This is a genomic window from Flavobacterium aquariorum, assembly GCF_003254745.1.
In the GTDB taxonomy this organism is placed as follows: domain Bacteria; phylum Bacteroidota; class Bacteroidia; order Flavobacteriales; family Flavobacteriaceae; genus Flavobacterium; species Flavobacterium aquariorum.
Window position 1 is genome coordinate 231,611 of the sequence record NZ_QKXH01000001.1, and the last position, 24,293, is coordinate 255,903.

Consider the following 24,293-nt stretch of genomic DNA (forward strand, 5'->3'; position numbering starts at 1 on the left):
TAGCATTATGAAAGCATTTAACAACTCCAAATATCCCGTTTTTGAGGCAGATCAAGTCCTAAGCCAGAAACATCTCAATAGTGTTGTAAGTTATCTTGAGGAACAAGACCGCTTGTCTAGAACTGCACTCATAGGGATGGGAATTGTTTGTGGACTAGAAATTTCACACCCACAACCCAATCAAATTAAAATAGGGTGCGGAACGGCTGTTACTTCATTGGGGTATGAAATTAATTGGGAGGAAAAACTTTTTACTTTTTATCATGATTTAGAACTTTCCGCAAATTTTCTGGGAGCCAATTATAGTAAAGAGCCTTTTTTGGAACCAATGTTAAAATATGGATCGAAATATTTGCCTTTCAAAAACGCCATTGAATTACTGGAAACTACAACATCTGAACCATTAAAAACAGCTATTCCGAATGGTTTTTTTAATGATAAAGTTGTTCTGTTTATTTTAGAGACCGCATTGATAGACGAAAAAAATTGCGTCAATACCAATTGTGATGACAAAGGCAAAAGACTGGAATTTACCGTAAGACCTTTAGTTATAAAAAATTCAGATATCGCCCCTTTATTGTTACTTGGTTTTGACATAAAAAAAGCGTCACAAAAATTAGTGACTCCCAGATATAATGTTCCTTTCAAAAATTTGGTAACAGGACAGCAAGTTCTTGACGGTTTCAAAAACTGGTATGATGACGCATTTCTGACCACACTTTCCAATCAAATAAACTCGATTTACAACACCAATAAAAATGTACTGAAATCAACTTCAGACTTCTCTTCGTTGAACAATTGCAAAACTCAATTATTGCAAACCATCAACGCCAACAAAGACAAATTGCAAATTCAATATGTGTGCGATTGGATTGCAGATATTGTTGCGGCGTATAATGAAATTGTAGATTTCCAGAATCAGAATCCTACTTTTTGCTGTTTTGACGAAAGTCTGTTTCCTTTTCATATCATTTTAGGAAACATCAATTTGGAGAATAATTTCAGAACTCCTTATGTAAAAACGGGCAATACAGACAAAGAAATTCTACTAAGAAACAAACTCAATATCTTATTTGAACGGTTGGTGCTTTTGATAAAATCCTGGTCCGTCACTGATACTGCTATCCGAATAACACCCACAATTTATGGCAAGACTCCTTTGTCAAAAAAATCTATTCCATATTATTATTCCAATTTTTTGGAATTAAATAAAAAATGGAATCCCGATAAAACTGTAAAAAGCAAAACAAATGAAATCCTTTCCTATCAATCTGAAAAACCCAATTATACTGATTTACAATGGGTAAAAAAACCGTTGTTGTATGACTTAGAACCTTATAATTTTTTTAGAATAGAAGGGCATATTGGTAAAAATTACTTGGAAGTACTTACAGAATTGTCTTCTTTGAAAGACACTTACAATCTACCATTCAAAGCAATTGCCTTGAATGCAGTCGATTTTGTGGGCAAAGATGTGGACATTACGAAACACCAAGGCGATTGGTCAGACCTTGAAGTTGATTATGATTTGGCTCGAAAAAAAGTATACAATATTACCGAGTTTGTCATTAATTGGATTACTTCAAACAAAAAAGAGATTGTTGCGCAAACCATCATGACCGATGCCACGATTACTTCTCTCAAAAACATTTTGAACGAAGTAAAAACGCTGCTGACAGATGATTTAAACGAATTTTTACCCAATTATAAAAGCTTTTATGAAATTTTCAAAAACTTAAATATTCTCTTCTTATTTCATCGTTTTTGTCTTTTATGGGGCAAAAAAGATTTAAGCATTTTGGTTGAAGACTTGATCGATCACTTGGATCAAATCAATGAATTATTTCTTGAAGATTCCTTTACAGTTTTATATGATGAAGCTGTGAAAAGGTGGAATACCAGTTTCAAGGATTTGTTTTTGTCTTCATTTTTACAGAAAAACAAGGGAATGGAGCACCATGCTGGAGTTTCCGTAGGAGGCACATTTATTCTGGTTTACTCTGATTCCTCCATTTTCAAACCTCAACAAACTCCTCCAAAATATCAAGTGCTTCTTAATTCAATACAAAATTATACCGATAGTTTTTCTTTTGGAACTGTTGAAGAGACAAAAACGATTAAAGATGACCTCACCAAAAGCGTTTTATTCAATAAGACAAAATTCTCATATAGTGATTCCTATGACGCAAATGCGCTGAAAGATTGCAAAAATGAAACAGAAAACCTCAAAGCCAATCTTATAAAAGTGGCACAACAAAATCTTTCCGCCAATTATCCGGCACACTTACAAGAATTTTTTCTAACCAATATTACAAACTTATTCCAATTTGAGCCATCAATTTTGGCAGAAAACACCGCCCCTCAAAAAGTGGTACTTGCAGATTTTTTCTTGCCCTATATCCAAAATCCAGAAGGAAACAGCATCAATATTGTCATAGGAAACACCGAAACAAAACTTGGAGATTTTGAAAAAGTAGATTTTAATAATGACGATTTTAACACTTAGCAAATAATTCTTAAAAAATAACGTTATGGCAACCAAACAAGAAATAATTACAGCAATTGACGGCAAAATTATTGCGAAAGGAAATATAACCGCTGTCGACACTAACAAAATTCTAAAAGACATTTTGGAATTTTCAGACAAACCTGTAACTCCTATCAATGGTTTTGATTTTGGGAATGTGGATAAACCTTTAAGCACTAAACAACTTGCAACTGTAAAAGTGAATTTTACCGGAATAGACAAATTCTCTTGCTCCCTATATATATGTACCGAAGCACGATTGAAAGACCCTGCAAATACTGATGTGAAAAACAATCCCGAATGGCTATTTATACCTTTAAAGGAAGAAGAATATAAAATTCTGTTATCCTTTTTGCCCAACATCAACGAGAAACAAATGTATATTACCTTTACGGTTCCTTTCTTTAGAGCGGAGTTCAAAGATGCCACTACTCCAAATGCTGCAGGTGGTCTCAATAGCGACACAAGAGCAACAGTAAGTCGAGCTGATTTTCCAATGACAATTATTGGCATTGGTTTACTCGAAAACAAAAAACAACAAAAAGGTGTTCATCTCATAATACCAGAAGCCGGCCATATTTCAACATCTATGGCTCTTTTGTATAAACCAAATAAATTTGAATTTGGTTTATTCACAAAAGAAATGCAAGATAATTTAGATAAAATGTTCAGTAGCATCCTTGAGGACAATGATTTAATTATTGACTAAAAACAATGCATTTAATTCAGCAACATACACTTGATATTCGTTGTACTTCGCTCGATTTTGGGAAAGAAGTACAAAGTGTTGTTGCTGCATTGATGGAAAAAGAATTGTATCCAAAACTTGAACTCCTACTCAACCTTTACTCTTTTCAAAACTATACTTGGAAAATTGACAAACTGGAAATAACACTCCCTCCTCTTTCCAGAAAAAAATGGAAAGAAGAAATTGTGAACTATTCATTGGAACAAATTGAATTGTATCTAAAAATGAATTTTGAAGATTTTGAACAAAATCTTGGTAGAATTGAAAATTCGGAAATCGTATTTACAAAAAATAACATTCTTGAAAGTTTATTTTTTGATTTTTTGCAAAAAGGAATTATTCCCGAAAATGGATTGATTAAAAATCTTGAAGAATTAATTGCAAGTTTAGAAGTAAATGAATCTTTTATTAAAAAACTAAAAGATTTATTTAGAGAGAATTCGAAAGCCCTAATACGCTTTATATATGCCTTCTCTGAAGAATTTAAAACGAAAATTGCAAATCAAAGTGATGATTCTCAATCGGAATTCATAACATTATTACAATTTGCATTGGCTTCAAAAGCAAATTCGTTTTCTAGTACAGTAATCGAAAGTTGGATTGAATTTATGGCTTGGCAATTTTATTTTTTTAAAGAAAAAATAATCTCGAATGCAACCCTTTATCATACTGTTAAAATCATCACCTCCCAATATTGGGACATAGAATCCAATCATTTGTTGATTTTAAAAGAATTATTAATCACAGAAAAAGGTCTTCATAAAAAATACATTTTGTTACAAAACAATGATTTTATTGCTTTTTGGAACATCTTTTTGAATACCCTCGATTCTTTAAATTCAATAGAGGAATCAATAATCGCAGAAAAAAATACTTTAGAAATTAAGAAAAAAACAAAATTAGAAACTCCAGATTCAAAAACACAGAATATGATTTATGTTGAAAATGCTGGTTTGATACTATTCCATCCTTTTTTAAAATCTTTATTTGAACAGCTGGATTTGACAAAAAATGACATTTGGACAACCAAAATCAGTCAGCATAAAGCCATTTTATTAACTCAATTTTTAATTAACGGAGAAACAAAAATAGGGGAAAATGAATTGGTACTCAACAAAATTTTATGCGGTTTCCAAATAGAAAATGTGGTCCATACACAACTGGAGATCACTCCTAAAGAAATAGAAAAATGCGAGAGTTTATTAAATGCCGTGATTGAACATTGGAAAATACTAGGTGACACCTCCATTGCCGGTTTACGCGAGACTTTTTTACAAAGAAAAGGGAAAATTTTGATGACCGAAAATGAAAAACTGGAACTATGGGTAAAACAAGAAGGTGTCGATGTTCTATTAGCCCAATTACCATGGGGAATCGAAATGATAAAAACCCCATGGATGGAAGATTTTTTGCAGTGTTATTGGAATTAAAGAAAACGATTATAATGAATTAACAGCTTAATTATTGGACAAAAAATGGCTAAAACAGGACCTGTATTTAAAGCGCTTACCAAAAAGCCACAGCGAAAAACGATGCCTTTCTTTCCTTCGGCAACGAAGAAAAAAAAGAAAGCAACTGCTCTTGTGCCTGTACCTTTAAAAGCTAAAAAAATAGAAGCGGCAGATCCTGTACTTAATTTAAAAAAAGCATCTATCCTTGATATTCAAAAAGCCAAAATTGTAAAAACTGCAAAATCCCAAAAGAAACACGGTACTGCCGACGAGAAAAAAGAGGAAATGCAAAAAGCAGTTTCTATAAATCCTGCATTGGAAAAATCTAGCGTAGCCAAGAAGAATCAAGTTGAAGATATGGCTGATCCCAAAAACGCAGTCGGAAAATTTAATGCAAAAAAATTCTCAGACGCCATTTTGGAAAATATCAAAAAAGTGATTCCAAAAAACAAAGAGGAAATGGATAAAGACCAAACCTCTTCTGAAAAAATGGGTGCGGCACAACAAGGTATTACTGATTCCCTAGAAAAAGAAAAACAAGCCACAAATGGCGAGTTATCAAATTCCGTAAATGCGACTCCAGACCAAGCTAGTGTTGTCACAAAAGTAGCTACACCATTGCCAAAAGAGGATATTGGTGCCTATCCCAATGTCTCCAATCCAGGATTTGCACCACCACTCAAAACAGCTCAAGATAATGACCTTTCTTCCGATTCTAAAAAAATAGACGATGAGTTGGCTAACAACGATGTTTCGGAAGCACAGCTTCAAAATGGAAACGAAGCTGCTTTTGATCATTCATTGGTAGAAAAAAAAGAGAGTCAGAAAAAAGCAGAAGGTACTCATCAACAGTATTTAAAATCGGCTAACCCAATTGCTGGTGCCACAAAAAACAGCACCAACACTCTTACTCTCGGAGGACTGGCCAAAATGAATGCTACAAGGAATAAACAATTAAGCCAAGTAGACAAAAACAAAGAACTTAAAAAACAAAAAGAAGAAGAAGTTCGAACCAAAGTCGCAACGGACTTGAATAAAATTTATGATGACACCAAACTTTTGGTAGAAACCAGACTTAAAAACCTTACCGAAAAAGTAAACAAAGATTTTGATGAAGCCCTCGATATAGCTAACAAAGCTTTTGAAAAAAATGTAAAAGAAAGAACCGATACCAATTGGTTAGAAGATTTAGCCAATTGGGCTGCAGGAATTCCTAATGATATCAAGAAAGTATTTCTCGAAGAGCAGGATAATTTTATCAATTCATTGGCCCCTGTGGTTCGAAAAATTGGAGATTTTGTTGAAAAAGAATTGAACCAAGCCACAAAGGATATTGAGAATGGAAAACTCCAAACTCAGAATTATTGGAAAAATCAGGACAAGGATACACAAAGAATCGCCGGCGAAGTATTTGCCCATGCCACTGAGAGATTTACAGAATTGGATTCTAAAGTAGAGGAAGCAAACGAAGGTTTAAAACAAAGTATTACTACCAAATTTAATGCTGCTGTTGCCAAACTGGAAGAAACATTTGACAAGATTCAAGAAGAGAATAAAAGTTGGCTGGAGCGTGCCTATGATGCCGTAGTTGGTGTGATAAAGGCCATAATAGAAATGAAAAATCTGTTGCTGAACATATTGGCAAAAGTGGCAGATGTTGTTGGGAAAATTATTCTGGATCCTATTGGTTTCCTATCCAATTTACTGGATGCAATTGTTTTGGGTTTTCAAAATTTTGGTAAAAATGCATTAGAACATCTCAAGAAAGGATTTTTTGAATGGCTAATGGGCAATATGCCTCCGTCGATAAAATTTCCGAAGCAATGGGATTTAAGCGGGATTTTTGAATTTATAATGTCTGTTTTTGGGCTTACTTGGGAAAATATTAAAGCCCGAGCTACTAAAATGTATGGAGCAACAGTAGTCGCAGCGCTGGAAACAGGCTTTGAGATTTTTCAAATTATCCGAAAAGAAGGTCTTGGCGGATTGTGGAATTACATCAAAGAAAAAATTGGTGACCTAAAAGTCATGGTAGTCGATGCCATACAAAATATGCTTATCGAAACCGTAATCAAAGCAGGAATAACATGGGTCATCAGTTTGTTCAATCCTGTGGGTGCTTTTATAAAAGCTTGTAAACTCATTTATGATGTCATTAGTTGGTTTATCAATAATGCCAGAAGAATATTGGATTTAATAAACAGTATTGTTGATAGTACCGCGCTGATTGTAGCTGGAAAGATAACTCAAGCCGCAACATTTGTAGAAAACTCGTTGGCCAAATTAGTTCCTATAGCCATTGGATTTTTGGCTGGATTATTAGGGCTTGGCGATTTAAGCAAAAAAGTACAGGCTTTGCTCGATAAAATACAGGCACCTATAAATAAAGCCATTGATTGGGTACTTGAAAAAGCAGGCGCTGTGGTAAAAACATTATTCAAAGCTGGAAAAGCCGGAGTTAAAAAATTGTTGAGCTTTTTTAGTATCAAAAAGAAATTTAAAACAGAAGACGGGCATTCACATAGCCTTTATTTTGAAGGGACCGAAGAAAATGCTGAGTTAATGGTAGCCAGTACTCCGGCAACTTTTGCAAAATTTATAAGTAAGTTAGGAAAAACAGATGCCAAAAAAGCGGAATCCAAAAAAAATGCACAAGCTGAATTTAATTTACTAAAAGTGGCTATTTCTAAGAAAAATAAATCTGCTAAAGGATCAGAAAAATACCAGACAGAACAAACCGAAAAATATGAAGTAGTTACAGATCATGTCAATAAACTGAGTAATCACATGATCCCGCTTTTTAATATGGAAAGCATCGGAAAGTTTGAACTTGCTTTTGGTTCATTACAAAATGGTTTTGGGACAAGTATGGAGGTGAAAAACCTTCACAAAACAACCAAACCACCCACGGGATCGGTGCCTGGCGTTACCAACGCTGGTTATGAAACGCTTAAGAAAAAACGAAATGGCAGTTCGACTTACTATATCTTGGGTCACTTATTAAATCACAATTTAGGAGGAAGCGGAAATGATTTTAGAAATTTAACACCGCTTACTCGAAAAGGAAACAAGGATCACAATGCAGACATTGAAGAAACCGTAAAAAAAGATTTGGCAGATGACAAAGTAATAAATTATAAAGTTACTCCAATTTATGGCGGGAATTCGGTGAAAAACCTACCTCAAAATTTATCAGCCAAAAGAAAAAAAATTATAGAGATGGAAGAAAAAACACCATCAACGATAAATTATGAATTCTCTTCCTGGAAAAAAGAAGACCCGAATACTAAAGTTACAAAAACCGATCATTTTAGTAATGGATTGGACTATACCCATGGCGATTATATAGAATAGCTCAAGATTATATATTTTAAACAAAACCAAGTAAATATGTCCTTTCAAATTCTAAAATCTTTTCTCATTCAGTCACTTCGTTTACAAGAAAATGAGGAGGAAGAACCTGTGTCCTATAACTTCGAGAATTCCTTTTCGGAAGCTTTAGGGAGACACACGACTCATGATGAAGCTGTAATTTTACTATTGGCACTGGTTCCTAATATTTTGCCTCATTTTTTTGATGAAATCATAAAAGAAGTTTACCCAGATGGGGGTGAACTTCCCGAATTGGGAGGAATCCGATTGGATAATCACAGAGGAATGTTGCCTACCGGGGAAACGGCACAATATATTTTGGCTAAAGAAGACATCAACCATCGATTGGAAATACAACAATTGTTCGCACCAACCCACTGGTTTTCTAAGGAAAATGTTTTGTTACTTGAGGATGTAAAAGAAGGGGAACCCTTGATGAGCGGTCGTATTATTCTACCTCCCGAAGTGGTTCATCTTTTATTTTTTGGCGAAAGATTAAAACCCAAATTCGGAACTAACTTTCCCGCTCAGGAAATTACGACCGAAATGGAATGGAAAGACTTAATCGTAAATCAGACCACACAGGATCACATCAAACAAATCAAGCTTTGGTTGAAACACCAAGAGAAGTTGCGTCACGATTGGGGAATGGCAAAACAAATTGCGCCTGGCTACCGAAGCTTATTTTATGGCCCATCGGGTACTGGGAAAACGCTTACTGCTACTTTACTTGGAAAAGAATTCGAGAAAGAAGTATATCGTATCAGTTTGTCACAAGTCGTGTCCAAATACATAGGCGAAACCGAAAAAAATCTGGAAAAAATATTTGTGCAAGCCGAGAACAAAAATTGGATTCTCCTTTTTGACGAAGCCGATGCACTTTTTGGCAAACGAACACAAACCAAATCCTCCAATGATAAATACGCCAATCAGGAGGTGAGCTATTTATTGCAAAGAGTCGAAAATTTTAATGGACTGGTCATCTTAACATCTAATTTTAAAAATAATATTGATGATGCTTTTTTAAGAAGATTCAATTCTATTATTCATTTTAACAAACCCACAGCCGAAGAACGTTTGCAATTATGGCAAAACTGTATGCCACAAAAAACAAAACTCAAAGATCATAACATTCTCGAAATAATAGCCAAAAATTATGAGCTCAATGGTGCACAGATAGTGTCGGCAATGGCTTTTGCCTGTTTACAAACTCTTGATGAAAACACCACTGTAATCGATTCTCAACATATTTTGAAAGGAATCGAGTTGGAATACAGCAAAGAAGAAAAACTTTTTATTACGGCAACTTTGGTTTCAAAAACGGCATAAAACTGAAGGAGTTGTAGGCAAAAAATTTAGGACAACCCTTAAAACAAAAGCCATGCAAAAAACATTCTACCAAAAAGAATTACTCATCAAAGCCCCCCAACAAAGAAACGGCACTGCCAACAACAAAAAAGACATTGAAAAAATTCAGTCCTGGCTTAATTTATTTGCAATGCAAAATCCAAGTTCAGGAACAGCAACCGGTATTGATGGAGATTTTGGTCCGGCAACAGAAAAAGCAGTTTTGAACTATCAACAATTCAATAACTTATCCCAAACAGGAATTATTGATCAAGCTTTATTTAGTTTGCTGACAACACCCTTAAAAAAAGCATTTGAAGATCCTATTACTGGCAATAACTTAAGAGAATTAGTGCTGAGTGTTGCCAAAAACCATCTCAAAAATCATCCGTTTGAACTTGTCATTCACAATCAAAGCAATACAGGGCCATGGGTACGCAGTTATATGGACGGAAATGAAGGAACCGATTGGTTTTGGTGCATGGGATTTGTACAAACAGTACTTGACCAAGCCGCATCCATTCAAGGAAAAAACTTCAAAACACTAATGCCCTTAACATATAGTTGCGATACTGTTGGCACCATTGGACTTCAAAAAAAAATGCTTACCCGTTACCAGATAGCGAGAACAAATCCAAGTATTATACAACCAGCGGATGTATTTTTATTGCAAAAAACACCAAACGATTGGTTTCATACCGGAATTGTAACTGCCATTCATGGAGATGTAATTGAAACTATCGAAGGAAATACTAATGCCGATGGTTCCCATAACGGAAATGCCGTCATGAACCGAATCCGAAACTTTAAACAATCAAAAATCGACTTTTTCTCAATTGCCCCTTTGGTCTGAAAAAAAATCAAGAAAATATTTAGATGTTTTACCAAGAATTAATCAAGAAAAAACTTCTTTCAAAACATCCAAAGATTTCGGCCTTTTGAATCCGTCGAGATGAAAACTGTAGTAATCGATTAAAATCTTTAAAAGCAATTGTCTTTCAATGACATGAAACGTTTTTTGATCGTTATCAAATTTCAATTGAATTAGTTTTTTGAACAACTCCGTTTCGTGTTCTGTGAGCGAACTAATGGCATGAAAAGGAGTAAAAACACCTTCGATCATTTCGAAGAAAGGCATGTCCATATCTGAAGTGTCAGGGTAAAACCCGAGGTATTTTGTGGTTTCCAACATCAGAATCAAATGGAAATTGGAAATTTCATCATGTTGGTCGAGCCAATGCAAAGCCGTTTCAAGAAACGTAAACAAGGATTCGTTTTTTTCTTCTTCGTGTATTGAATGATGCAAAATTTCGGAAAGAAACAAAACTATGGTGCTTTTGAAAATATCCGAATGTATCGAATGAAAAGGAGACGAAATTTTTACTTCTTTGAAATTTTCTAAAGTTCCTTTGTTTTTGTGAACGGCTTCAATTTCGATGATGGTCAAAGGTTGAAAATAAGCCATTTTTTGACTCGCTTTCCGGGACGAAAAAGCATCTCTTACAAAGTATGATTTCAGTCCGCTAGACAATGTAAAGCATTTTACAATCAAACTTTTCTCCTGAAATTTTAAGGTCGAGATTACGATAGCTTTGGTTTTGACTAGCATTTTAATTTTAGAATTGAAAGATTGAAAAATTAAACAATCTTAAACATTTAAACGATTACACAATTCAACGAATAATCATCACTTTTTTGACTTTGGTTTCACTTCCATCTTGAGCCGATACAAAAATCATATACACTCCCGATGCCACTTTGTATTTCCCAAAAGCGGTGGTATCCCATTCCAGAGTTCCGCCTTCGGATATGGCTTCATAAACCAGATTGCCTGCAACATCGGTTATTTTTACATTAGCCTTGTTAAGCAACCCATTTATTTTTACGGTTCCTTCATATTCTGGGCGGACAGGATTGGGATATATAAATACATTGCTTAAGTTTTCACTGGCCGATGTGGCAATTCCTTTGAAAGAAATCAATCCTTTGGATGTTGCTATAAAAACCTCGCCAGTATCGCTGTTGATACTAATGTCGTTTATCACATTACTCGGCAATGGAGAATTATCCGTTGTAAAATGATACTTGGTTTCCTGTCCGTTTGGAGACACCATAAATACACCGGCATCGGCTGTACCAATCCATTTATTGTTGGCACCGTCTATTTCAATATCGCTTATAAATTGTTCATACAGTAATTCCTGCGCCAGATTATCCTCCAGAATAATGATACTCTCTGTGGTCAACTGATTATCGTTTTGAAAATTATTCACATTGGACAAAACCCTCAATCCTTTGGTTGTTCCTATCCAAAGCTGATTCTTGTTGTCAACTGCAACTGTCCTAACATCTTGAATGGGTAAATTACCTAGGTCTGCACCAAAAGTAATTTTTTTGAAGGTATTACTACTTTCATTAAATCCGATTACCCCATTTTTACTCGTTGCCATCCATTTGGTACCATATTTATCGATAACCATTGTCGCAAAATCATTTTCTGATGGGGAAGACAGAATTTTATCCATGGCATAACTTTTCCATTGTCCACTGGAGCTTAACATTTTTAAACCATTTACAACCCTACAATTGGTTACCCAAAAATTTCCGGATTTATCAAATGCCGAACCATTGATCCTTATGTCAATATAATTGGGGTCTGGCGGGCTAACGGTTAGTGATTCTAAAGCACTATTGGTTTGATTGTACAAAATTGTTGGAATATCCTTTTCTATTTCCAACAAGCCAGAGAAAAAAGAACTGGCATAAACTCGGTTTTCATTGGTTGGATTAACAGCAATTCGGGACATCGATTTTGCTCCAAAAACTTTATCAAAAGGAATATTCAACCATCCCGATGGTGTGAATTTGCTTATGCCAAAATCGTCTAATGGGTACGGATTGTAAAAAGTATCATAATCTCCATAAACAGTCCAAAGCTGAGTGGGAGTAACTTGCATGGAGAAGATACTATTTCGGGAAGGCCCAATAGGTGTTATATTTTCAAAAGTTGAAGCGGTCGAAAGTGAGGTAGTAATCAATCCGTTTACGGCAGTACCAATGTAAACAGCATCACTTATCACGGTTGCACAAGTGAATGCTGAATTTATCTCTGTGATTTGATTTCTATTTATTTGACGCTGCAATACCATCTGCTTATTGTAAATAAAAACGGTATTGGCTGTTGTTATAATAAAATAATCTGTGGTGGAATGAAAATTGGTGGTGGCTTCTGATAATGGCAAAAAACCATTAAAGGTATTGGAACCTGAATCGTATTTATGGACGTAGCCTGCCGTATTTACTGCATATAATTCGCTGCCAAAAGATGTGATTCCTGACCAATTGCCTGCGTTTATAGCTTGCCATTGTTTAAAATCAATTAAATTAGGATTCGTTGTATCTCCTTTTCTAATTCCACTTGAAGTGGATGCATAAATAAATCCATTGAAAATGGCAGTTTGAGAAACTTTGATTTCGACTCCATTATCCCCTATAAAATAAGTATCACCAAACTTGGAAGTGGCTAAATTGAACTGTACAATCCCAAAGTCGGTTGAAATATAAACTATTCCGCCAAATTCCATGAAATTGTTGATTCGTTTTATACTAGTTGGCAAATTTTTATTGATGATATCGACCACCTTGAGCATAGAACCATCGGCTTCGTTTATAACAATTAATAAGCCATTTTGATAACCGACAATAGTTTTATTGAAAGTTGGGCTGTAATAAAGTGCAGTAATGGTTTCGCCTGAAAGTCCATCTACTGTTGTGGTGGTTTTTATAATGTTTGTATTGCTGTTTTTTGAAAACAGAGCATTTTCGGAAGCGGCATAAATAGTCGTTGGCGATTCGGAAACGGCTTTGATTTGGGTGTACGAGAAATATCCCTGCCAAGACAAATTGGTTTGGGCAAAAGTGATTTGCAGTACGAATAAAAAAAATAGATATAAAAGCCTTTTCTGCATTGAATCGATATTGGTTCACAAATATAGCACAAAGGAAAAGAGATTATAGATTGCAGATTTAGATTTTAGATTTATGTAGCACTTTCTCATATGCTTTTCTTTGTCCACCTCTAAAATATACATGACCACAGAACGTGTAACCCAATTTTTCAAAAACTTTCATCATTGCAATATTATCAAAATTGGTATCTGCTTTTACGCTGTATATGTTGTTCTGAGTTGCAAAATCTTCTATACATCCAATCATTTTTTGGGCACAACCTTTTCCCAAATACTTTTCGGAAATAGCCACGCGGTGACACACCACAAAATCACCATTGGTTAACCACTCTCCTTCAATATTTGCATATTCCGGTTCGTCATTGATCAATACCGCAGTATATCCAACGATTGTTTCTCCATCCGTCAAAACAAATCCTTCTCCTTTTTCAATATCTTTTTGTACCACTTCGGGGTTTGGATAACCATCTTGCCATTGGTCACTTCCTTCTTCTTTTCTCCTTAATATAGCCAATTGTAAAATATCCCATATTTGGGGAATTTCAGAAATTATAGCTTTTCTAAAGTGATACTCTGTCATTGTAATTTATTTTTACTTACTAGCTAGAGAGTATGATAAATCCACCTAAAACTAGATGAACATAGTCTACTCCAAAACCATCGTGTATTGTTCTCAAATATATTGAATAATATGAACAATTCCCTGAAAGTTTCTTGAATGTGTGATTTTACTTTTGGTCTTGAAAGAACATCAATATCTTGTTTTCCTTGAAGTTGTTGTGTTCGCGAAAGGGATAGCAGCAAGCTACCGAAGTAGCGCGAATAGCCCGACCGCATTATGGAAAGTGGGCGAATAAACGGCATCTAAAGTAGCCCACATTCTATAATGGGGTTTCGCCCAAGATGATTTTAGATTGCAGATTGCAGAACCAAACAATTACAAATTGGGAAGTGTTTTAGAATTTTGGAATTTAGATTCCTTTTCCAATAACCATAAAAAAATGCCTTTAATCTTTACAGAAAAAAGGCATTTTATATTATTCTGAATTCTAAAATCTGAACTCTGCAATCTAAATTCTTATACCACTCCTTGAGCAAGCATAGCATCGGCAACTTTTACAAATCCTGCGATGTTGGCTCCTCTTACGTAGTCAACATAACCAGTTGCATCACTACCGTATTTCACACATGAAGCGTGAATGTCTTTCATGATCATTTTTAATCTTTCGTCCACTTCTTCTGAAGTCCAGCTCAAACGCAATGAGTTTTGAGACATTTCAAGTCCTGAAGTAGCAACTCCACCAGCATTTGAAGCTTTTCCTGGAGCGAATAAAATTTTAGCTTTTTGGAAAACGTGAACCGCTTCTGGTGTAGAAGGCATGTTTGCTCCTTCGGCAACACAGATGCATCCGTTGGAAACAAGCAATTTAGCTTCGTCTTCGTTCAATTCGTTTTGAGTTGCACAAGGCAAAGCAACATCACATTTTACTTCCCATGGACGTTTACCGGCCACATACTTTGCATTTGGATATTTTGCAACGTAATCGCTGATTCTTCCTCTTAACTCATTTTTGATTTCCATTACAACGGCCAATTTCTCAGCTGTAATTCCTTCTGCATCGTAGATGTATCCTGCAGAATCAGACATAGTAACTACTTTACCTCCTAATTGAATTACTTTTTCGGCAGCATATTGAGCTACGTTTCCAGATCCAGAGATTACTACCGTTTTCCCGGTGAAGCTTTCTCCTTTGGTAGCCAACATACTTTGTGCAAAATATACATCTCCGTATCCAGTAGCTTCCGGACGAATTAATGATCCTCCGAACGAAATTCCTTTACCAGTTAAAACTCCAGTAAATTCATTTACCAATCTTTTGTATTGACCAAACATGTATCCAACTTCTCTTCCACCAACACCAATATCTCCAGCAGGTACATCAGTATCAGCACCAATGTGTTTCGATAATTCTGTCATGAAGGATTGGCAAAAACGCATTACTTCGTTGTCTGATTTTCCTTTTGGATCAAAATCGGCTCCACCTTTTCCACCACCCATTGGTAATGTAGTCAGACTGTTTTTGAAGGTTTGTTCGAAAGCCAAAAATTTCAAAATACTTAAGTTTACTGAAGGATGAAAACGAATTCCTCCTTTATATGGTCCGATAGCCGAATTCATTTGAATACGGTATCCTCTATTTACCTGTGTATCACCTTTGTCGTCTACCCAAACTACTCGGAACATAATGATACGATCTGACTCGACCATTCTTTCCAAAATCATTTTATTTTGGTATTTTTTATTTTGTTCGATGAAAGGAATTACTGTTTCAGCAACTTCTGTTACAGCTTGCATAAATTCCGGCTCGTTCGGATTTTTTTTGGCAACCAATTCGATAAAATCTGTAATACTTTTTGACATGATCATAAAATTATAAACGTTTCAAAAACGTTTCCGTTAGTTTTGCAAATATACATCTTATTCAAATATTTTAACTTTTTTTGCGCATGATTACAATAAAATTATCTTTTTATTAATCATTTATAAAAAATTCAACACAAGGCATATTGTTTTTACGAAATCGATGTAGTTTTCGTAAAAAATAGAATAATCTACACTTGTTTTTTATTTTAATATTATTATTATCAGTACTCGTACTTTTTATATCTTTGTTGCGTATTCGAAAATACAACCTATCTATGATCAAACTTAAAATATTTGTATTATTCCTATTAATCGGCCTACCTCATAATTCCTTTTCTCAATTTGGAATTACACATGAAATTGGTGTAATTGCAGGTCGAGTTGAGTTTCGATCCGACTATGGACAACGCGATAACACCAAAAACAATTTAGAAAATCAGGGGTTTGGAGTTGCCGTTGTTGATTATATGAACTTCTCGTATACTGACAACTTGAATGACTATTTCAAAGAGCATTTCAAAGTAAGGTCTGAACTTTCGTATAGTCAAGCCAATTTACAACACTATGGTGAATGGGTTGAACGAGGTACTCCAGGATCTGAACGTCTCAAAGCAATGAGGGGTTCAACTGAATTATTTAATTTAGGGATGCAACTTGAATACAATTTTATACATATCCATGATTTTGAAAATACGATAGGCAGTTTTAATCCCTACATTGGTTTGGGACCGCAAATCAGTTACTATACCGCTACCGCTACTTCTACTTTGGGAGAAATGGGCGATCCTAGTGTTACTCCTACAAAATATTTAATCCCATCAGACGGACATCCTCATGGGTATTCTAATGAAAGTAAAGCAGTCTTTTCTGCAACCTTAAATCTTGGAACTCGTTTTAAGTTGACAACAATGTCTGATCTTATTTTTGACATGAGAGCTCAATATTTCGGTTCGGATTGGGTTGATGGCCTTAATCCAAATAAAGATTTATTCAAGGAGAACAAGCAAAATGATTGGCTTACTTTTGTTGGCTTAGGTTATATCCTTTATTTAGACAATTAAAAAAAAATTATAATTCAAAAAAAATCCCAACTCTTTTATTATTAAGGTTGGGATTTTTTTTCTTTTATGCCAATGCTTGCTTCAAATCTGCAATCAAATCCTCGGCATCTTCTATCCCAACACTTAATCGAACCAGATCATCTGTAATTCCCACTTCTTTTCGTTTGTCTTCCGGAATAGACGCATGTGTCATCAATGCCGGATGATTGGCCAATGACTCTACACCTCCTAAAGATTCTGCCAGTGTAAACACTTTTAGTTTTTCTAAAAACTGTACTGCTTCTTCTTTTTCACCTGATACAAACGTAAAGGAAACCATTCCTCCAAAGCCGCTCATTTGCTTTTTGGCAATTTCATGATACGGATGACTTGGTAATCCGGGATAATAAACGGTTTTTATTTTGGGATGATTGCTCAAGAATTCAACTACTTTGGCTCCATTTTCACAATGTCTTTGTACCCTCAAATGCAGCGTTTTTATTCCTCTTAGCACCAAGAAACTATCCATTGGCCCCAAGGTTGCGCCTGTAGCAAATTGTTGAAAATGCAATTGGTCTCCCAAGGCTTCGTCTTTTACAATCAAAGCTCCCGCAATTACATCCGAGTGTCCTCCCAGATACTTAGTCGCTGAATGCATTACGATATCAGCTCCTAAATCCAACGGTTTTTGCAAATATGGTGTTGCAAAAGTATTATCCACCGCAAAAAGAATATTATTCGCTTTCGTAATTTTGCCGATTTCTTGAATATCAGCCAATTTCATCAAAGGATTGGTTGGCGTTTCTACCCAAACCAATTTGGTGTTTTTATTTATCAACGACTTGAATTTATTCAAATCATTCATGTCCACAAAATGAAATACAATTCCGCTATCTTTATAGATACGGGTAAACATTCTGTAGGTTCCACCATACAAATCGTCCATGGCAATTATTTCATCACCCGCTTTAAACGATCTTAAAATACAATCCGTAGCGGCCAACCCTGACGAAAAAGCCAATCCACGAGTTCCGTTTTCGATACTGGCCAATGCATTTTCCAAAGCAGTTCGCGTTGGGTTTGCAGCTCTACTGTATTCGTAATCCGGATTCAACGGTTTCCCTGGACTTGTTTGAACAAAGGTCGAGGTTTGGTATACTGGAGGCATCACCGCCCCAGTACTTGGATCATGATGTTGTCCACCATGAATTACTTTAGTATTGAACTTCATTTGACTTTTTGTTTTTTAGTTAGTTTTACCTAACATCTTTTTTTAATTCGACTTACAAAAATTATATAAACTTTCTGATACTCATCATAATTCCAATATGTAAGCCTTCGTGGAAGTTATTAAATTCAATTGCTCCTTTAGCACTTTTTAAAATATAGCCAGTAGAAGTTGGGTATTCTTGATAATTTACAAAAATCCCATTGTTATAATCCGCTTCTAATTGATCTACTGATTTTAATAACAATGCTTTGATTTCATCAACTTCTGCCTGTGTTACATCATGTTCCGGTTTGGTTCCCTTACGATATTTTTCAACCATTTCATCAGACACTTCCATAGGCAGTCCCGATAATTTGTAAACTAATAATTGTTGGGTCACTATGACATGACCTAAATTCCAAATTAGATTATTACTAAATCCCTCAGGAATTTTATTTAATTGTTCCAATGTATAATTTTCAAAATAAGAACTTAGCATTTTTCTACTTGTTCTGTTAACTTCAAATGTATCTTGCATGATTGTATTTTTTGCATAAAATTAAACATTTTAACTGTCAAATGATTTCCTTTGCATTCAGAAAAAAGAAAAAAATGAATAAAATATATTACTTAGCTTCTTGTGACACTTGCCGAAAAATAATAAAATCACTTCCAAAAGACCATGATTTGGTTTTTCATGATATCAAGCAAAACCCAATTACGGTTGAAGAACTAGAAGAAATGTACCGCCTTTCTGGAAGTTATGAAGCATTGTTTAGTAAAAAGGCACAACTGTATAAATCGATGGATTTAAAAAATAAATCACTCACCGAAGCCGATTATAAAAAATACATTCTGGAGCATTATACTTTTTTGAGCCGACCTGTTTTTATCATAAATGACAAAATATACATTGGCAATACACAACAAAATATTCTTCAAGTAATGAAAGCGTTGGGTTAATGTCAAAAAGAAATCTCGCCTTAATTGGCGCTACCATCGTTTCTATAATTTACGGAGTTACTTTTACCATTGCCAAAGATGTGATGCCAAAATACATTGATGCTTATGGATTTATTTTATTACGCGCCGGTGGTTCCATGCTTTTGTTTTGGTTGGTTTGGCTATTCATGCCTAAAGAAAAAATTGCACTGAATGATTTTCCACGAATTATAGCAGCCGCTTTTTTTGGCGTGGCGTTTAATATGCTGACTTTTTTTAAAGGTTTAAGCTTAACTTCACCAATTTCCGCAGCAGTGATTATGGTTTCGACACCAATGATTGTGTTGGTGCTTTCGGCCATTATCATGAAAGAGCGCATGAAAAAAAGAATGGTCTTAGGAATTATTCTTGGCTTGATTGGAACAGCTTCCTTAATCCTTTACGGAAAATCCATCGGCGATAGTTCACAATCCGGACTGGGTAATTTTTTGGTTTTGGTCAACGCCATTTCGTATGGATTTTATCTGATTATCGTCAAAAAATTAATGAATAAATACAGTGCTTTTACGTTTGTCAAATGGATTTATTTATTTGGTTTTATAATGGTTTTACCTTTTGGCTGGAGCGAATTTTCAGCTGTTCATTGGACTATTGTTCCAACGGACATTTACTGGAAAATAGGTTTTGTGGTTGTAATTTCGACCTTCTTGACTTATTTGTTAAACTTACTTTCCATGAAAGAATTAAAGCCAACCACAGTAGCAGTTTTTATTTACTTACAACCATTTTTTGCTAGTATTTTTGCAATTGCTTTAGGTAAAGACGAATTGAATTTAATTAAAATAACTTCATCCTTATTGATCTTTTCAGGGGTTTATTTGGTGACCAAAAAAGCACATTAATCTGACTTTTGTGACATCATCCGAGTTGTTAAAAACAGCCTTGTATTTTTTATTATATTTACATAAAACAAAATAAATGGACAAACTCAAGGATTTTCTCTACCAAAATAAGTATGAGATTTTACTATTCGGATTGATTCAACACTTATTTATTGGTATTTTATTTTTCGATTTATCCGGGACGCTCAAATTCGTTTGGGTTTCGAACATCATTGTACTTGGTTTTGCCACAATCGGAATTTTTATCCAAAAAGGAAAAAGAAAGAATCAGATTCGGAATATACTCTTATTTTTAGTCCTTTTGATAACATTGGGTATACCGTTCAATAATGAAAATTTGTTTTTCTTGATTACCGTAAATGTGCTTTATATCCTGTTTTTTATTTTCATTTTTTGGGAGGTATTAAAATTTTTGGTAAGTCCTAGCTATATCAATAAAGATGTAATTTCCGCCGCTGCTTGTGGTTATTTTCTACTTATTGAGATTAGTGTTTTTATCATGCAAACCCATTTTTATCAAAACCCAAAATCTTTTAACGGAATCAGCACATCCACACCGTATGCATCTTTCACCGATTTGGTTTATTTTTGTTGCATCACTTTTTCGAGTATTGGCTTTGGTGATATTACTCCCAATAGTCAGCAAACCAAATTATTCACTTCATTATTGGGAATAATTGGGCAATTTTATTCTGTAGTACTCGTTGGAATTTTGATCAGTAAATTCTCTTCGCATGAAAAAAAATAAATTTTTCCTTTTTCAAATAAATTGAAGAACACGGTTACTATATATAGAATACAGACCACTGAAAACTTTTTCCTTATCTTTGAACACTTTTAGAAAATATATGATACAATCGATGACAGGCTTTGGTAAAGCCACTTTGCAATTACCATCCAAAAAAATTACCGTAGAAGTAAAATCCTTAAATAGTAAAGGTTTAGATTTGAATGTACGAATGCCTTCTGTGTATCGAGAAATGGAATTGGGTTTGCGCAACCAAATCGCCTTGAAACTAGAAAGAGGTAAAGTAGATTTTTCCATTTTTATCGAAAGTACCGCAGAACAAACATCTACCAAGGTTAATGTACCTATCGTGAGAGCTTACATCAATCAATTAAGAGAAGTGTATGCTGATGCCGATGAAACCGAATTGATGAAAATGGCGGTGCGCATGCCCGACACCATGAAAATAGAACGCGAGGAAATCGACGAAAATGATTGGATTCAAATCCAAACCGTAATCGACGAAGCGTTGCAAAATATTTTGAATTTCAGAAAAGACGAAGGACAATCTCTGGAAAATGAATTTCAATTGCGAATCGGAAATATTCGTCAATATATGAATGAAGCTTTGGCGCTGGATCCAGAACGTGTTCAAGCAATAAAAGACCGTTTGCAAACTGCCATTGCCGAATTGAAAGTCAATGTAGACGAAAATCGGTTTGAGCAGGAATTGATTTATTACCTGGAGAAGCTGGATATTACCGAAGAAAAAGTACGTTTGACCAATCATTTGGATTATTTTCTGGAAACTATAAACGGAACGGAAGCCAACGGTAGAAAACTAGGATTCATTACTCAAGAAATGGGTCGTGAAATCAATACTATGGGATCTAAATCGAATCATGCACAAATGCAAAAATTAGTGGTTCAGATGAAAGACGAATTGGAAAAAATCAAGGAGCAGGTATTGAATGTTTTATAAAAAAAGCTTTATGCCTTAAGCTTTAAGCTCAAGGCGAAAACTGTAAATGAAATTCGTAAGCTTAAAGCATATTGCTTAAAGCCTAAAACTAGAATAATGAAAAAAGGAAAATTAATCGTGTTCTCGGCTCCGTCGGGATCTGGGAAAACCACCATAGTTAGACATTTATTAGGAAAAGAAGATTTGAATTTGGAATTTTCAATTTCGGCAGCTACACGTGAAGCGCGTGGCGAAGAAGTAAATGGCAAGGATTATTACTTTATGTCCTTGGAAGAGTTTAAAAAACACATCAAAGCTGAAGATTTCGTAGAATGGGAAGAAGTCTACAGAGATAATTTCTATGGGACGTTAAAAAGCGAAGTGGAACGCATTTGGGCCAAAGGGAAAAATGTTATTTTTGATATTGACGTCGCAGGCGGACTACGTATCAAACATAAATTTCCTGAGGAAACTCTAGCCGTTTTTGTAAAGCCGCCAAGTGTTGATGAACTCAAAAGAAGGCTAAAAGAACGCTCCACCGAAAGCGAAGACAAAATCAATATGCGTATTGCAAAAGCTTCTGTTGAACTGGCTACAGCACCACAATTTGACGTAATCATCAAAAATTACGATTTGCCTGTTGCTCTGGAAGAAGCTTATCAATTGGTGAAGGATTTTGTGAAAAAATAGTAATTAGTAAAAAGTTACTAGTAATTAGCTTAAAAATGGGTGAAATAAAATCATATAAAGATTTATTGATTTGGCAAAAAGGGATTAAGATAGTCTATTTAATTTATCAGTTAGTAAAATCATTTCCTCAAGAAGAATTATATGCTTTAACTACTCATTTAAAAAGAGCTTCAGTATCTATTCGTTCAAATATTGCTGAAGGCTATGGAAGAAATACCGATAAATCATTTAGTCATTTTTTAGATATTTCAAGAGGTTCATTGTTCGAAATCGAAACTCAGTTACTAATTACTAATGAACTTGGTTTTATAGCAAATAAGACTTTGTACACAGAAATTTTAAATCAAATTGAAGAAGAATCTAAAATGATTAATGCTTTTTCGAAAACCCTCAAGAACTAATTACTTTTTACTAATCACTAGTTACTAAGTCAAATGAAAATCGGACTTTATTTTGGAACGTTTAATCCCATTCATATTGGGCATCTTATCATTGCCAATCATATGGCAGAACATGCCGATTTGGATCAGGTTTGGATGGTCGTTACACCACACAATCCATTAAAAAAGAAAAATACATTACTGGACGATTACCACCGTTTACAAATGGTACATCTTGCTACCGAAGATTTTCCTAAAATAAAACCTTCAGACATTGAGTTCAAATTATCACAGCCCAATTATACGGTAAATACGCTCGTCCATTTACAGGAAAAATATCCAGATCACGAGTTTTCCTTGATTATGGGAGAAGATAATTTAAAGTCATTACACAAATGGAAAAACTATGAGGTGATTTTGGCTCATCACGACATCTACGTATATCCCCGTATTTCATCGGAAGGAGAAAATTTGGATTTAAAAAACCATCCTAAAATCCATTTGATTGATGCTCCTGTTGTAGAAATATCCTCGACCAACATTCGAAATATAATCAAAAGAGGGAAAAATGTTAAGCCCTTACTACCACACAAAGTTTGGGAATACATTGATCATAATAATTTTTATAAGAAATAGTTAACCCAAAAGTTCCTTTAATTCCGTTTCAATTTCCTCAAAAATCGGACTCAAATTTTCATTTTTACCCGACAGTAAAAAAACATCAGTACTTGGCATTTCTTTGCTGTTCCAAATCAATTGCAATTTGTTTTCCTGAATTAAATTTTTTGCATTAATGTTCCATGTAACCGCAACTCCAGTATTCCTGCCAAGAATTTTCAGCATCTCATATTCTGATGGAATGATATAATTGGCCACAATTGATGGTCTTTTTTTAGCAAAAACATGAAGCCAAAATAATTTAATATGCGGAATTCCGGCATCATGACTGTACCATTTTTGATCGTTTAGCCAGTTTTCAATGGCAAGATGATCCTTGCTTTTTATATTTTGCTTTATTACCGTAAGATTAATATTCGAAGAACCGACAATGATTTGTTTGATATCGCCCACCTTTTTCTGAATCGTATCAAAAGTGTCAAACTTCTTGGTCAAGATAGCAAAATCCAGTTTTTTGGAATTCACCAAGTCAAATAATACATCATTATTATGAAATGTAAAATCGATGAAATCAAATTTCGAGACCAATGAACTACCTATACTGCTCATCAAATGTCGAGAAATACCAATAGTAATTAATCGATTAGCATTAAAAGCTTTGGCACGAAATCCGTTCTCCACATTTTCCAAACGGTCTAAGGCATCAATAATTAGATTATTGAGTAACTTAGCATATTCTGTCGGCTCAACCCCTTTTGACTTTCGATTAAAAAGTTTGTAACCTACATGTGCCTCCAACATCACTATTTGCTGACTTACAGCAGGTTGGCTTATAAATAATTCTTTGGCAGCCAAAGAAAAATTTCCGTTTTTATATACCGATTTGAATGTACGGTACCACTCCAGATTAACCATGATATAAATATATTTATCACAAACATAATTTAAATTATTTTTACTAATATCATATTCGTCATAAATTTGC

At 34.7% G+C, this 24,293-nt stretch carries 21 protein-coding genes; 14 read left to right on the forward strand and 7 right to left on the reverse strand.

Annotated features, from left to right (window positions below; genetic code table 11):
* The first annotated feature begins 7 nt into the window (after positions 1–7).
* The 6 genes from DOS84_RS01050 to DOS84_RS01075 are packed head-to-tail and all read left to right on the forward strand — an operon-like array spanning position 8 to position 10,298.
* Positions 8–2,506: a hypothetical protein gene (locus DOS84_RS01050; RefSeq protein ID WP_111408257.1), complete on the forward strand. Its 2,499-nt coding sequence runs from the start codon at positions 8–10 to the stop codon at positions 2,504–2,506.
* A 25-nt stretch (positions 2,507–2,531) separates the two neighbouring features.
* Positions 2,532–3,236 carry a hypothetical protein gene (locus DOS84_RS01055; protein WP_111408258.1) on the forward strand — a complete coding sequence of 235 codons (705 nt, stop codon included), beginning with the start codon at positions 2,532–2,534 and terminating at the stop codon, positions 3,234–3,236.
* Positions 3,237–3,241: 5 nt separating this feature from the next.
* Positions 3,242–4,705, forward strand: a complete 1,464-nt coding sequence (locus DOS84_RS01060; RefSeq protein ID WP_111408259.1) for a contractile injection system tape measure protein — start codon at positions 3,242–3,244, stop codon at positions 4,703–4,705.
* A gap of 45 nt (positions 4,706–4,750) precedes the next feature.
* Positions 4,751–8,080, forward strand: coding sequence for a DNA/RNA non-specific endonuclease (locus DOS84_RS01065; RefSeq protein ID WP_111408260.1), 3,330 nt, complete (start codon positions 4,751–4,753; stop codon positions 8,078–8,080).
* 36 nt (positions 8,081–8,116) lie between these two features.
* A complete protein-coding gene (locus tag DOS84_RS01070) occupies positions 8,117–9,427 on the forward strand; it encodes an ATP-binding protein (protein WP_111408261.1) in 1,311 nt (436 codons plus the stop codon).
* A 52-nt stretch (positions 9,428–9,479) separates the two neighbouring features.
* Positions 9,480–10,298, forward strand: a complete 819-nt coding sequence (locus DOS84_RS01075) for a peptidoglycan-binding domain-containing protein (protein ID WP_111408262.1) — start codon at positions 9,480–9,482, stop codon at positions 10,296–10,298.
* A gap of 42 nt (positions 10,299–10,340) precedes the next feature.
* Here the strand turns inward: DOS84_RS01075 and recO are convergent, their stop codons facing one another.
* The 4 genes from recO to gdhA all read right to left on the reverse strand — a co-directional run bounded on the left by recO (position 10,341) and on the right by gdhA (position 15,835).
* Positions 10,341–11,054, reverse strand: a complete 714-nt coding sequence (gene recO, locus DOS84_RS01080) for a DNA repair protein RecO (RefSeq protein WP_111408263.1) — start codon at positions 11,052–11,054, stop codon at positions 10,341–10,343.
* Positions 11,055–11,118: 64 nt separating this feature from the next.
* Positions 11,119–13,413 carry a type IX secretion system anionic LPS delivery protein PorZ gene (gene porZ / locus DOS84_RS01085; protein WP_111408264.1) on the reverse strand — a complete coding sequence of 765 codons (2,295 nt, stop codon included), beginning with the start codon at positions 13,411–13,413 and terminating at the stop codon, positions 11,119–11,121.
* 58 nt (positions 13,414–13,471) lie between these two features.
* Entirely contained in the window at positions 13,472–13,993 is a 522-nt protein-coding gene (locus DOS84_RS01090; protein WP_111408265.1) for a GNAT family N-acetyltransferase, read from the reverse strand.
* A gap of 498 nt (positions 13,994–14,491) precedes the next feature.
* On the reverse strand, positions 14,492–15,835 hold the full coding sequence (gene gdhA / locus DOS84_RS01095; RefSeq protein WP_111408266.1) for an NADP-specific glutamate dehydrogenase: 1,344 nt from the start codon (positions 15,833–15,835) through the stop codon (positions 14,492–14,494).
* Positions 15,836–16,113: 278 nt separating this feature from the next.
* On the opposite strand from gdhA, the gene DOS84_RS01100 reads away from it, so the two are divergent.
* A complete protein-coding gene (locus DOS84_RS01100; protein WP_111408267.1) occupies positions 16,114–16,899 on the forward strand; it encodes a THC0290_0291 family protein in 786 nt (261 codons plus the stop codon).
* 64 nt (positions 16,900–16,963) lie between these two features.
* Here the strand turns inward: DOS84_RS01100 and DOS84_RS01105 are convergent, their stop codons facing one another.
* Together DOS84_RS01105 and DOS84_RS01110 are read right to left on the reverse strand one after the other, a co-directional pair.
* The gene (locus DOS84_RS01105; RefSeq protein ID WP_111408268.1) at positions 16,964–18,109 is read right to left on the reverse strand and encodes a cystathionine gamma-synthase; all 1,146 of its coding nucleotides are present in this window, start codon (positions 18,107–18,109) and stop codon (positions 16,964–16,966) included.
* 61 nt (positions 18,110–18,170) lie between these two features.
* Positions 18,171–18,626, reverse strand: coding sequence for a DinB family protein (locus DOS84_RS01110; RefSeq protein ID WP_111408269.1), 456 nt, complete (start codon positions 18,624–18,626; stop codon positions 18,171–18,173).
* Between the two features lie 74 nt (positions 18,627–18,700).
* Between DOS84_RS01110 and DOS84_RS01115 the strand changes: the two genes are divergently transcribed.
* The 7 genes from DOS84_RS01115 (at position 18,701) to nadD (ending at position 23,326) form a co-directional block, all read left to right on the forward strand.
* Positions 18,701–19,051, forward strand: coding sequence for an arsenate reductase family protein (locus tag DOS84_RS01115; RefSeq protein WP_111408555.1), 351 nt, complete (start codon positions 18,701–18,703; stop codon positions 19,049–19,051).
* Positions 19,051–19,932, forward strand: coding sequence for a DMT family transporter (locus tag DOS84_RS01120; RefSeq protein WP_111408270.1), 882 nt, complete (start codon positions 19,051–19,053; stop codon positions 19,930–19,932). The genes DOS84_RS01115 and DOS84_RS01120 overlap by 1 nt, the downstream gene beginning before the upstream one ends.
* 76 nt (positions 19,933–20,008) lie before the next feature.
* On the forward strand, positions 20,009–20,680 hold the full coding sequence (locus DOS84_RS01125) for a potassium channel family protein (protein WP_111408271.1): 672 nt from the start codon (positions 20,009–20,011) through the stop codon (positions 20,678–20,680).
* 100 nt (positions 20,681–20,780) lie between these two features.
* Complete coding sequence (locus DOS84_RS01130; protein WP_111408272.1) at positions 20,781–21,641, forward strand: YicC/YloC family endoribonuclease; 861 nt, start codon at positions 20,781–20,783, stop codon at positions 21,639–21,641.
* Positions 21,642–21,737: 96 nt separating this feature from the next.
* Entirely contained in the window at positions 21,738–22,310 is a 573-nt protein-coding gene (gmk, locus tag DOS84_RS01135) for a guanylate kinase (RefSeq protein ID WP_111408273.1), read from the forward strand.
* Between the two features lie 35 nt (positions 22,311–22,345).
* Positions 22,346–22,711, forward strand: a complete 366-nt coding sequence (locus tag DOS84_RS01140) for a four helix bundle protein (RefSeq protein ID WP_111408274.1) — start codon at positions 22,346–22,348, stop codon at positions 22,709–22,711.
* Positions 22,712–22,744: 33 nt separating this feature from the next.
* A complete protein-coding gene (nadD, locus tag DOS84_RS01145; protein WP_111408275.1) occupies positions 22,745–23,326 on the forward strand; it encodes a nicotinate (nicotinamide) nucleotide adenylyltransferase in 582 nt (193 codons plus the stop codon).
* Here nadD and DOS84_RS01150 read toward each other — a convergent pair whose 3' ends face one another.
* On the reverse strand, positions 23,327–24,223 hold the full coding sequence (locus tag DOS84_RS01150) for a LysR family transcriptional regulator (RefSeq protein ID WP_111408276.1): 897 nt from the start codon (positions 24,221–24,223) through the stop codon (positions 23,327–23,329).
* Positions 24,224–24,293: the final 70 nt, after the last annotated feature.